General features: G+C 43.0%; 7 protein-coding genes. 3 read left to right on the top strand and 4 right to left on the bottom strand.

From position 1 onward, the window contains the following. Positions 1–45: 45 nt before the first annotated feature. Complete coding sequence (metH, locus tag FTV12_RS09990) at positions 46–3,732, bottom strand: methionine synthase (protein ID WP_180033968.1); 3,687 nt, start codon at positions 3,730–3,732, stop codon at positions 46–48. Between the two features lie 516 nt (positions 3,733–4,248). Here metH and FTV12_RS09985 point away from each other — a divergent pair. After that, entirely contained in the window at positions 4,249–5,868 is a 1,620-nt protein-coding gene (locus tag FTV12_RS09985; protein ID WP_034589959.1) for an inorganic phosphate transporter, read from the top strand. Positions 5,869–6,392: 524 nt separating this feature from the next. On the opposite strand, the gene FTV12_RS09980 is transcribed toward FTV12_RS09985, so the two are convergent. From FTV12_RS09980 to FTV12_RS09970, 3 genes are all read right to left on the bottom strand, one after another. Further along, positions 6,393–7,937, bottom strand: a complete 1,545-nt coding sequence (locus tag FTV12_RS09980) for a hypothetical protein (protein WP_180033967.1) — start codon at positions 7,935–7,937, stop codon at positions 6,393–6,395. Positions 7,938–8,104: 167 nt separating this feature from the next. Continuing rightward, a complete protein-coding gene (locus FTV12_RS09975; RefSeq protein WP_180033966.1) occupies positions 8,105–9,049 on the bottom strand; it encodes an ABC transporter substrate-binding protein in 945 nt (314 codons plus the stop codon). 113 nt (positions 9,050–9,162) lie between these two features. Next, on the bottom strand, positions 9,163–9,780 hold the full coding sequence (locus FTV12_RS09970; protein ID WP_004783040.1) for a rhomboid family intramembrane serine protease: 618 nt from the start codon (positions 9,778–9,780) through the stop codon (positions 9,163–9,165). A gap of 158 nt (positions 9,781–9,938) precedes the next feature. Between FTV12_RS09970 and nfuA the strand changes: the two genes are divergently transcribed. Both nfuA and FTV12_RS09960 read left to right on the top strand, forming a co-directional pair. Continuing rightward, positions 9,939–10,577, top strand: a complete 639-nt coding sequence (gene nfuA, locus FTV12_RS09965) for a Fe-S biogenesis protein NfuA (RefSeq protein WP_004783039.1) — start codon at positions 9,939–9,941, stop codon at positions 10,575–10,577. Between the two features lie 178 nt (positions 10,578–10,755). Continuing rightward, positions 10,756–12,942, top strand: coding sequence for a TonB-dependent receptor domain-containing protein (locus FTV12_RS09960; protein WP_180033965.1), 2,187 nt, complete (start codon positions 10,756–10,758; stop codon positions 12,940–12,942). The last annotated feature ends 24 nt before the right edge of the window (positions 12,943–12,966 follow it).

Genomic DNA, 12,966 nt, shown 5'->3' with positions numbered 1-12,966 from the left:
TAAGAATGGATTTTTCCCCCTTTATCAAAGGGGGATCGAGGGGGATTAAACCACTGAATCATCCAGATTTGGCGCTAACCAGCGTTTCGCTTCATCCAGTGTCCAGCCTTTACGCTTCGCATAATCTTCCAGCTGATCGCCAGAGATTTTACCCACGTTAAAGTATTCAGTTTGAGGGTTTGCATAATAGAAACCACTCACTGATGAAGGTGGCCACATCGCAAAGCTAGAAGTCAGGTAAGTACCCATCTTCTCAGTCGTACCTAACCAGTCAAACAATGGCGCTTTTTCAGAATGTTCAGGACAAGCTGGGTAGCCCGGCGCAGGACGGATGCCGACATACTTCTCTTTGATCAATTCATCATTGTCCAGAGTTTCGTCAGCCTGATAGCCCCAGAACTCTTTACGGATCCGCTGGTGCAGATGCTCTGCAAAGGCTTCCGCAAAACGGTCACCCAAGGCTTGAACCATAATCGCATTATAGTCATCACCTTTGGCTTTATATTCCTGAGACAATTCTTCCGCACCGAAGATTGAAACGGTAAAGCCACCCAGATAATCCTGAGCCACGTCTTTAGGCGCAATAAAGTCAGCCAATGAGTAATTCGCTTTACCAGTGACTTTGTCAGATTGCTGACGCAAGTGTTCGAAAGTATGCGTTATATTGCCAGCTTCATCAGTCACGGCAACCGTATCTGAGCCGGTACGATTTGCAGGGTAGATGCTGAACGTCGCACGCGCATCGAAACGTTTATTTTCGATGATATCTTTCAACATCGCTTGCGCTTGTGCATAAAGGTCACGAGCTGCTTCACCCACCACTTCATCTTCTAGGATTTTCGGGAATTTGCCCGCAAGACTCCAAGAAATAAAGAACGGTGTCCAGTCAAAGTATTCCACCAAGGTTTCTAAAGGATAGTTGGTGAAAGTTTGTGAACCGATGAAGTTTGGTTTAAATGGTGCATTCTTATCGAAGTCGATTTTAAAACCATTTTCAACCGATTCAGCATAAGACAGTTTCGCTGCTTTCGGCTGCTTGTTGGCAAGACGGATACGGATTTTTTCATAATCCGCTGCATAGTCGGCTGCCAGTTTTGGCTTCATTTCGGCAGAAAGCAATTGAGTCGCTACACCTACGGCACGAGATGCATCGGCTGTGTAGTACACGCCATCATTCTGGTATTGCGGGGCAATCTTCACCGCAGTATGTGCTTTTGAAGTCGTTGCACCACCAATCATCAATGGAATGTTAAAGCCTTTACGCTGCATTTCTTTGGCAACAAACACCATTTCATCTAGAGACGGTGTGATCAGACCAGACAAACCGATGATATCGACTTTTTCATCAATCGCAGTTTGCAGAATCTTTTCACATGGCACCATCACGCCAAGATCGACCACGTCATAACCGTTACAGCCGAGTACCACACCAACGATATTCTTACCGATGTCATGTACGTCGCCTTTTACGGTCGCCATCAGAATTTTACCTTTGGCTTCACCTTGGGTTTTTTCTGCTTCGATGTACGGGTTCAACCATGCCACGGCCTGTTTCATTACACGTGCAGATTTCACCACCTGTGGCAGGAACATTTTACCAGCACCAAACAGGTCACCGACCACGTTCATACCGGCCATCAATGGGCCTTCGATCACGTCGAGTGGACGAGTAGCTTTCAGGCGAGCTTCTTCAGTATCTTGGTCGATATAAGTGGTGATACCTTTAACCAGCGCATACTCAAGACGCTTTTCAACGCTTTCATTACGCCATTCAAGGTTTTCTTCCGCTTTTTGTGCACCACCTTGACCACGGTATTTTTCAGCTATTTCCAGCAATTTTTCAGTTGCTTCATTACCGCTTTCACCCTGATTACGGTTCAGAATTACATCTTCAACCGCATCTTTCAGGTCTTTGTCGATGTCATCGTAAATTGCTAGCTGACCAGCATTCACAATACCCATGGTTAAACCTTGCTGAATACCGTAGTACAGGAATACCGCATGGATCGCTTCACGTACCGGCTCATTACCACGGAATGAGAACGATACGTTGGAGATACCACCAGAAATCATCGCATTTGGCAGGTTCTGTTTAATCCAGCCAGTGGCTTCGATGAAATCTACAGCATAATTGTTGTGTTCTTCGATACCGGTTGCAACAGCGAATACGTTCGGGTCAAAGATAATGTCTTCAGACGGGAAGCCAACTTCATTCACCAGCACGTCATAAGAACGCTTACAGATTTGTTTTTTACGTTCAGCTGTATCTGCCTGACCATTTTCATCAAATGCCATGACGATCACCGCTGCACCGTACTGACGGCAGAGGCGGGCACGTTCTACAAACTCGTCATAACCTTCTTTCAAAGAAATCGAGTTAACAACCGCTTTACCTTGGACGCATTTCAGACCGGCTTCAATAATTTCCCATTTTGATGAGTCAATCATGATTGGCACACGTGAAATATCAGGTTCAGATGCGACCAGATTCAGGAAATGCACCATCGCACCTTCTGAATCGAGCATGCCTTCATCCATGTTGATGTCGATGATCTGTGCACCGGCTTCAACCTGTTGACGGGCAACATCTAGTGCTTCAGCGAAGTTTTCTTCTTTGATCAGACGCAGGAATTTTTTCGAACCGGTGACGTTGGTACGTTCACCGACGTTCACGAACAATGAATCTTTGGTGATGTTAAATGGCTCTAAACCACTGAGGCGACATGCTGGTTCAATTTCAGGGACCTGACGCGGAGCAATACCCTCAACTGCTTGAGCAATCGCGCGGATGTGATCGGGAGTGGTACCACAACAACCACCGGTGATGTTGATTAGACCACTTTCAGCAAATTCTTTAATGAAAGCTGCAGTTTCTTCTGGAGTTTCATCATAACCACCGAAGGCATTTGGCAAGCCGGCATTAGGATGCGCAGACACAAAAGTATCCGCCACATCAGACACAGTTTTTACGTGTGGACGCATGGCATCTGCACCCAGTGCACAGTTGAAACCAATCGAGATCGGTTCTGCATGACGCATTGAGTTCCAGAACGCTTCCGCAGTTTGACCAGTCAAGGTACGGCCAGACGCATCAGTAATCGTACCTGAGATCATGATTGGCAATTCAGTGCCCAGTTCTTTAAACACTTCTTTCACTGCAAAGATGGCAGCTTTGGCGTTTAAAGTATCGAATACGGTTTCGATCAGGATGATATCAACACCACCTTCAATCAAGGCCTTGGTTGATTCGATGTAATTCACTTTCAATTCGTCAAAAGTGATATTACGGAAAGCAGGGTCATTTACATTTGGTGAAATCGACGTAGTACGTGATGTCGGCCCAATCACACCTGCCACAAAACGTGGTTTTTCAGGCGTTGAGTATTTTGCACAGGCTTCTTTGGCAAGACGCGCCGCTTCACGGTTGATCTCAGGAACCAGATCTTCCATGTGATAGTCAGACATTGAAACACGGGTGCCGTTAAAGGTATTGGTTTCAATAATATCGGCACCGGCTTCAAGATACGCTTCGTGAATGCCTTGAATAATCTGTGGCTGAGTCAGCACAAGTAAGTCGTTATTGCCTTTAAGGTCGTATGCCCAATCAGCAAAACGCTCACCACGATAATCGGCTTCTTCCAATTTATGGCGTTGGATCATGGTACCCATCGCACCATCGATAATTAAAATTCTCTTGGCAAGAAGTTCTTTTAGGGTGGCAAGTGTGGACATTCAAACTTTCTCAGTAAGCATCAAAAACGGCAATAATCTTAACAGATTAGTGCGCAGTTTTCTGTAACGCTTATACAGAATGCTGGATATGCTTGATATGAAAATTTGATAAAGAAACTCAAGCCGGTATAGAAAGCTGAAAACAGATGGAAATCTGGAAATTAAAGTTTTTGATAAAAGGGTACGACTGGAAAATAAAATGTAAGCAGCTTTCATCAGAGTGTCATATTACAAAGCTAATCTTTAGCCAAATATGACAGGCTCGCAAATATGACAGCCGGGTAGGAATGATCAGATATATTGCAAAACATGAATAAAGCTGGGCGATTCAAGCGTTTTATTTTTAATAAATAATTGATTATATTTGTATATTTTTAAAATTTAGAGCATGTGGTTACAGGATAAACGGCAACGAGAAAGTCTAAAAAACTGGTTTATATGACAGCACTTTGTCATATAATTGTCACAATTTAACTGAACAATATGGGGATTCTTGAATCCTCTATTCCTGCTTGCATGAATTCTAATCAAACTCCCTTAGGTTCAGCACAACAGTCGCCTTCTGATAAGCCGGCCAATGTTCATGTGCCCACACCGAAATTTTTTATGCCGGTGTTTCTGACTCTAATTATCTCCACGCTGATCTATATCGGCTTCCAATTGACTTCAGATTTAGCTCATGTCCCACCGATCGGTCTGTATTCAATGCTTCTTTTAGGCACGGCGTTATTCATTGCGCTGGGCTTCGAATTCGTCAACGGTTTCCACGACACGGCCAATGCGGTTGCGACCGTGATTTATACCAATGCATTGTCTGCACCGGTTGCAGTCATGTGGGCAGGTTTTTGTAATTTCCTTGGGGTAATGGTGGCCAGTGGTGCTGTTGCATATGGGATCATTGCATTATTGCCTGTCGAGCTGATTATGAATGTCGGCACAGGTGCCGGTTTCGCTATGGTTTTTGCCATGCTGATTGCCGCGATTCTCTGGAATTTGGGTACCTGGTTCCTTGGCATTCCCGCTTCCAGTTCTCATACCCTGATCGGTTCGATTCTGGGGGTAGGTATCATGAACTACCTGTTGAATTCAGGTGGTGGTGCTTCTGGTGTGGATATGGAACAGGTGCTGAAAGTTGGTAAAGCATTGCTGTTTTCACCTCTGATCGGTTTTGCTTTTGCTGGGGTACTATTCCTGTTGGTGAAGAAGATTTTTAGAAAACAGCTTGAATTATTTAAGCCACCTGAAGGCAATAAGCCACCACCACCGCTGATTCGTGCCATTCTGATCTTTACCTGTACTGGTGTGAGCTTCGCGCATGGTTCAAATGACGGTCAAAAAGGTATGGGTCTGATCATGCTGATCCTGATCGGCTGTGTACCTTTGGCGTATTCATTAAACAAAAATCTGGATGCAGCACATATCCAATCTTTTGGTCAGTTGTCTGCGCAAACGGCTGATGCGATTTATCCGCAGCATGAAGATATTCCGGACGAAAAAGCACGTGCCATCATCACGACCTACATTCAAACCAAAGAATTGAATGCTGAGGTTGTTCCTGCACTGGCAAGCCTGACAGATCATTTGGGTGATAAAGTCGGTAGCTACAGCAATATTAAAGATGTCCCAGAAACACAAGTTTCAGAATTCCGTAACGACATGTACCTGAGCACCACAGCATTTAAACGTCTGGACAAAGCAGAAGCTTTACCGGCAATGAGCGAGGCTCAGGAAAAAACCGTTGATGAGTATCGAGACAACTTGGATTCATTCCTGCAATACATTCCGACCTGGGTGAAAGTGGCAACAGCCTTGGCATTGGGTTTAGGTACTATGGTGGGTTGGAAACGAATTGTCGTAACTGTCGGTGAGCGGATCGGTAAAGAGCACATGACTTATGGTCAGGGGATGTCTGCCGAACTGGTAGCCATGTCTACGATCGCTGCTGCTGATGGCTTTGGTATGCCAGTATCTACCACTCATGTCCTGAACTCTGCAGTTGCAGGTACCATGGTGGCGAACAAGTCGGGCCTAAACTTTAAAATGGTCAAATCAATTCTGTCTGCCTGGGTATTTACACTGCCAGCAACGATCTGTTTATCAGGTGGTTTGTACTGGATTCTTCTGAAAGTTTTCTAAGAAGATTCGATGTAAAAAACGCTGCTTAGGCAGCGTTTTTTTATGGGTGATTTTTATATTTCCTTGTGGAGGATAGGAGTACTCCTCTTCTGCAAGAGATGAGGGATTTAAATAAAAGATGACCCTCCCTAACCCTCACTTGCGCTGCGCTTTAAAAGCAGTGCTTTAAAGCTTGCTCAGGAGAGGGAATTTCCATTTGGAAGTTATAGATAAATCACATGATAATCCCTCTCCCTATGGGATGAGTAGCGCCACTGCGCAAGGGGGAATTATTGAAACCTCTCTCTAACCCTCACTTGCGCTGTACTTTTAAAGCAATACTTTAAAGCTTGCTCAGGAGAGGGAATCTTCTTGAAGATCCAAAAGAAGTATTAATTTCACAAAGAAAACACCCTCTCCCTATGGGATGAGTAACATTGCTACGCAAGGGGGTGATGGTAAAGTAAAAATACTTTTTCACTAACCCATATTTGAGTATTACCTTAAAACTTGCTCTGGAGAGAGATCTATCTATTTAAGAAGAATTACTTCTTCAACTTCTTACCCAATAATCCCTTTGGTAATTTATCCGTTGCAAAACCATACAGCGCAGCAAAAGGCAGAGCAGTACGTGCCAGATAAGCCACACGCCATAAACCGCCATGATTTGCGCCTGACATCATCAACTCAAGGGGATGGTTGAGTTGTATATCAGGATTGGCCACAGATTCAGGATTACGTAGGTCGTGAATCCACAATGCCGCCATAATCGCATTGGTGGTTTCAGGTGCGAAAGCTTCTACATCAAACAGGCTGGCACCGTTAAACGCAGCTTTCAGCAGTGGATTTTTGGTCACAGAGTAAGTTGTGGTCGAAGGAGCGATATTGATGCTCACTTGCTGCCCGTTGGCACGAGCCAATGTTGCACGCCATTGCTGAATGCGTTTAGCCAGTGCATAGTTCGGACCTTGCTCAACGACCAGACAGTCACAAACACCATAAGACTTATCGCCAACCTTAAACAGATCCTGCTTATTTTTCTGGAAAAAATGCTTGCGTGAAATCAGTGAAATGCCTTTGGTTAAAGTACTTTCCAATTTCGACAACTGCTGGTATTTGCTTTGTGAAGCCTGAACGACTTCTTTTGGAACTGCATATACATCCGTCGGGGTGCACATATACATCAGGCTGGTATTGGCTTTCTGCTTGCTGACATATTTCATAATGGCATCCATCGCCATAGAAACACGTACGTGCTTTTCACCATCCAGATAGGCAATTGCCGCCAAGTCTAAATCCTGTTCAAACTGAATCAGCCATTGAGCAATTTCAGGAATCTGGGTGAGCAGGTTGGCACCGAGTTTTTCTTTTAAAACTTCCAGTGAAGTATCAGCAGGAAGCGCTTCAACTGATGGTGCATATAAAGTAGCGTTGCCTTGACTTACTGTATCCAGAATTTTGCCCCAGACACGGGTATTCGGCAGGTCAATTGCGACGATATTGGCTTTCCATTTCGACAACCAGGTCAGTGGACCTGCTTCAGAAGCGGCACCAAATAGAACAGTGGTACGATCGGATAGGTCAAACCATTCCGGATGAGCAATACATTCACGTAGCGCATTGGCATGACTTGGCTCGACAATGCCACGCTCTTCCCAAGACTGGATCTGATCCAGTAATGCTTGTCCTTGCAGTTTTTTGCCATGATAGGGCACATACCATTCTGGGGCTTTTTCAGACTGGCCTTTCAGCTGGAAAGTATTCAGGTTCTGCGCTGGTAAAGACATGACATCTTTCAGTAGATGCTTCTGGCCATCACGATAAAATTCAAAGCTGGCATGTGCAGTTTCCAGACCTTGCTTGGCAATACTCAGTGCTGCACCCGCAGAGCGTAATCCATTTTCAACCAGATGTTTAAAGTGCAGCGGATATTGCTTACGCCAGTTCTTTTCCTGCTGTGCTGCAGTAGCATGTACAGGATCGACTGCGCCTAAGGCTTCAGAAATAATGTTACGGCCGATTTTCGATGTGCTTGGTTTTTGTTGTGAAGCAGAAATGGGAAATTGAAGACCGTCTAGGGAAGTGGACATGCAAAATATCTCGCAACTTACAGCAATTAATATACAGATGTATACATTATCGCTGCTAAGTTGCTTCCTGGGTTGGCATTAAATTCCAGTCTTGGGTCTTAATTTATTACGAGATGTTTCAAATAAAAAGGAAGCTTGAAGCTTCCTTTTTATTAATGGGTTAAAAATTAATTCGCTGTGCCTTTGATCAGTTCTTCCAGCATGAAAGCGGTATTGTCCAAACCCGCACCAGTGATGTACCAAGCATCAGCATTCACATAGATCACTTTTTTCTCTGCCAAGGCTTTGGCATTTTTTAGGGCAGGGTGTTTCTGAATATTATCCTGAGCGGTGTATTTCTGGGTATTCACCGCACCACGATCCAGGACAATGATGTAATCAGGATTCTTCTCAACGGCTGCTGTAATACGCTGAACATTTTTCTCCGCTGCTTTCAATGCTTCCGGAGAGCCGGCTTCTGGACGGGGTGCATTAGACTGTTCAGATGGATCCAAGACTGGTTTAAAACCTGCTAATTCATAAACAAAGCCAAAACGGTCATTTTCTGCATGTGGCATAAAGTTTTCACCAACCGCAAACAACATCAGTGCAGTTTTGTCTTCAGTTTGCTTTTTAAGCTGTTGCTGCAGCGTTGCAATTTTACCGAGCTTTTCAGTAGCAATTTTCTCTTTACCAAATGCACGAGCCAAGACATGGGTACGTTCCGTCAGATCGACAATATATTGGCTAGTATCTGGAGAAAGATCTAAAGTCGGAGCAATACCTTTAACTGCCTCGGCTTTAGAAGCCGAACGGCCACCGACAATAATCAGGTCGGGTTTTGCAGTTTTTAGTACATTGAGATCCGGTTCGAACAGTGAACCAGCTTTGGTGAATTTGTCCTGCTGGTATTTGCTTAAGTTGCCTGCAAAGCTTGCTGCAGGCACCAGCTGAGCTTCAAGCCCTAGTGCATTCAAGATATCCAGTGCCGAAAGGTCATACACCGCGATCTTTTTTGGCGCTTTTTTGAGTTGAATATTTTGGTCTTTATAGTCGAAAGTGACCTGTGCAGAAACTGTAAAAGAAGTTGTCAGTCCTAATATTGTGGCAAGTACTAAAGTCTTAAATTTCATATTTATTCCTCTAAATTCGCGACAAGATTAGCATAATTTTTGGAAATGAAAATCATTTTCATATGTGAATTATTAAAAAAGGGATACTTGCTATCCCTTAATCATCCAAGACTTTAGAAGGGGATTTGAGTCAGTTTATTCAGGAAATGCGGAATAAGTCGTGGCTCCAGAATAATCGTCATCACCACACCATAAGCCGCACCCCAAAGATGGGCACTGTGATTAATATTGCTGTTGCCGCGTTTGCCCGACCAGATGCTATAGGCCACATATAAAACAGCAAAAATAATCGCAGGGACTGGAATAAAGAACACGAAAATCAGTTTCCATGGCTCAAATAGAATATAAGCGAACAGAACCGCGGATACTGCACCGGAAGCACCCAAGCTGGCCCAGCGTGCATCATTTTTATGTTTCAGATAACTTGGCAGAATCGCTGCAACCAGACCACCCAGATAAAACAGGATAAAGCCCAGATCATATAAATACTGCCGATAAAAACTTTCAATAATGCTGCCGAAAAAGAACAGCGTGATCATATTGAACAGTAAATGCGTGCCATCTGCATGAATAAACCCATGGGTAATGAAGCGGTCATATTGACCACGTTGCATGGCAGGCGGCCAGAAAATCAGACGATTCATTACCGTTTCTTTTGAAAAAGCAATAAAAGAAACAATACAGGTGATCAGAATAATAGTGACAGTATGATTAAAAGGTAAATCAAGCATATAAGTAATTCTGGTTCTATCTATTTGACAATGATCATGCCATTAAAACAAATCTGAAGTGCGACTTTTATAATAAATCCGACAATTTTGGTTGAATTTTTATAATTACCCCGCATCTTCAGTTAAAATAGCAGCTTCAGCTTGAGGAAATTATTGTTATGTCGACTGAGAACAGCAACACTCCGGTTGCAGAAGAAATTCCAAATCTTTTGATTACACCGACAGCACAAGAGTATTTAAAGGATCTATTGGACAAACAGAATACACCAGGTATTGGCGTACGTGTGTTTGTAGAAAATCCGGGTACACCGCGCGCTGAATGTTGCATGGCTTATAGTGCACCTGATGAGGTTGTACCTACAGACTATAAGCAGGAATATCCAGATTTTCCGGCCTATATTGACTCTCCGTCAATTCCATACTTGCTAGATGCAGTTATTGACTACAATAAAGACCGTTTTGGTGGTCAGCTGACTTTCCGTGCACCAAACTCTAAAGTGCCACGCGTCGGTCCTGATGCCTCTGTAGAAGAGCGTATTACCTATGTGCTTCAGTCAGAAATTAACCCGGGTCTGGCAGGTCACGGTGGTAACTGTGCACTGGTTGAAGTGGTTGAAGATCCTGAGCATGGCTTAACTGCAGTTCTTAAGTTTGGTGGTGGTTGCCAGGGCTGTTCAGCAATTGATGTGACTTTAAAACAAGGCGTTGAAACAACCTTGAAACAGCATATTCCTGAATTGGCACGTGTGGTTGACCAGACTGACCATACCCAAGCTGAAGGTGCTTATTTCAAATAAATCTTTAAGCTATTTAAGTTTAACTTAAAAAAGACCTCGAATATTCGAGGTTTTTTTAACAATACTAAAGTTAATGATAATAATTATTAATAACAATTGCATTTGGATGTTTTTTCGTTACAATGCTTCAAAAATTCATCACTTTTATTCATAAATTACCTGTGGGGCACCTTCGGATATGAACAAGCCGTTTATGAAATCGACTTTAGCTTTTGCTGTACTTTCAACATTGGCTGCTTCAGTACAAGCACAAAATAAATCAGTTGAAGAGCAACAACCAGTCGCGCAGTCTGAAGCTACAAAACTGCAGACTATTGTTGTAACGGCAAGTGGTTCTGAAGTAAATGTAAAAGATGCTCCTGCTTCTATTACAGTCCTCACCGCAGAAGAAATTGCCAAGCAACCAGTAAAAAGTATTTCTGAGCTTCTGGCAAAAGTACCTGGTGTATCAGGCGGTATGGGCCTAAATGGTGAAGGTGCGAAAATTAAACTTCGTGGTTTACCTTCTGAATACTCTTTGATTCTGGTTGATGGACGCCGTATTGGTAATTCATCACGTACAGCTTATCGTACAGACTTACAACGTCAGGATTTAAACTGGATTAATCCAGAGAATATTGAGCGAATTGAAGTTGTAAAAGGCCCAATGTCGTCTTTATATGGTTCAGATGCGATGGGTGGTGTAATTAATATTATTACCAAAAAGACAGCTCAAGAATGGGGTGGCTCAGCGACTATCAATGTAGAAAAACCTGCAGATAGCACAGAAGGCGATACTCTTCAAATATCAGCAACTGCGAGTGGTGCAATCACAGATACAGTGAGTGCTCGTATTACAGCAGGTCGTACTGAACGTGAAGCTGACCAGAATGTTAAAGATCTTGAAAGTTCAACAACTGGTATGCGTAATGATACGGTTGAAGGAAGTCTTGTTTACCGCCCAACAGATAATCATCAGTTTGAGCTTTTTGGTAGTTATGGTAGTCAAACCAATACGAATCCGACCTATGCACCAAATATTTCTGATGGGGAATTCTGGTTAGGTTCAGCTGGTGATAAAAATGAAACGGAATCTCAACGTCTTGGTCTGGCTTGGGATGGAACATATTCTTGGGGAAGTTCAAATCTAAGTGTTTATCAAAATAAATATGATCGCAGTACTACAACAGAAGTTGATGGGGTATTTAGCCCAACTGTTCAAAAAACAGAATTAACCGTTGTTGATGCTAAAGTGAATTTACCGTTTGATTTTGTTGTGCCGCATAAATTAACTGTAGGTGGTCAATTCCGTTCTGAAGAATTAACCAATGATCGTACTTTAGGTATTGATTCAAATGGTGCACCTTCGATTGATGGTAATGATTACACAGGTGATTCAACAGTAGCGGCTGATGTTTGGGCGTTATTCTTTGAAGATATTTTAAGTATTACACCTAATTTCGATGTGACAATTGGTGGTCGTCTGGATAAAGATGAACGCTATGATGCGAACTTCAGTCCACGTGTATACGGTGTATATCATTTCAATGACGCATTAACATTCAAAGGCGGCGTTTCTACGGCTTTCCGTGCTCCTGATCTTGTTCAAACTGCGCCAGGTTTCAGTACAGGTTCACGTGGTAAAGGTTGTACTTCTCAATTTGGAACATATGATCCTGTAACTAATCCTACCGGTTTCCAAAGTAGCTATGATGCAAATACTAATCCGTTTGTAAACTGCTATAATACTGGTAATCCTAATCTGGAAGCAGAAGAATCAACAAACTATGAATTAGGCTTCCAATATGATGACGAAAAATATTCAGGTGGTTTAACTTATTTCCATACCGATTTTGATAACAAACTGGTGAACATGCCTGTTAAGCATATTCCTGCTGAACAAATTAATGACCCGCGTTATCCGAAAGGCGTATGGTATATCGCACCTGATAATGCTGAAAAAGCTCGTATTCGTGGCCTAGAAGGCACCTTTGCAGTTAATCTGACTGATTATGCACGCTGGTCAACAAATGCAACTTATTTCTTTGAATCTAAAAATCTAGATACTGGTGCGGCATTAATCAGTACACCTGAGCTGTCAGTTCATTCAGCACTAGATTTACAAGCTTCTGATGCACTCGCTTTGCAAATGAACCTGCAATATATTGGTAAGCAATATACAACAGAAACAACAGATGCAAATGCGTGGGCAAAAGCCTATACCTTATATGGTGTGAATGCGAACTACACTTTGAATGATAATGTCACTGTGCGTGCTGGTATATCAAATTTATTTGATGAATCCATGGAAACTACCGATAGTTCTGAAGATTATTATTCAATTCAAGGTCGTACTTATTTCGTTGGTTTAACGACACGTTTCTAATTTTATAAGTAAAAAAAGCCGCTT

This window comes from Acinetobacter sp. YH12233, assembly GCF_013417725.1.
Classification (GTDB): domain Bacteria; phylum Pseudomonadota; class Gammaproteobacteria; order Pseudomonadales; family Moraxellaceae; genus Acinetobacter.
This window is presented reverse-complemented; position numbering and strand designations above follow the sequence as displayed.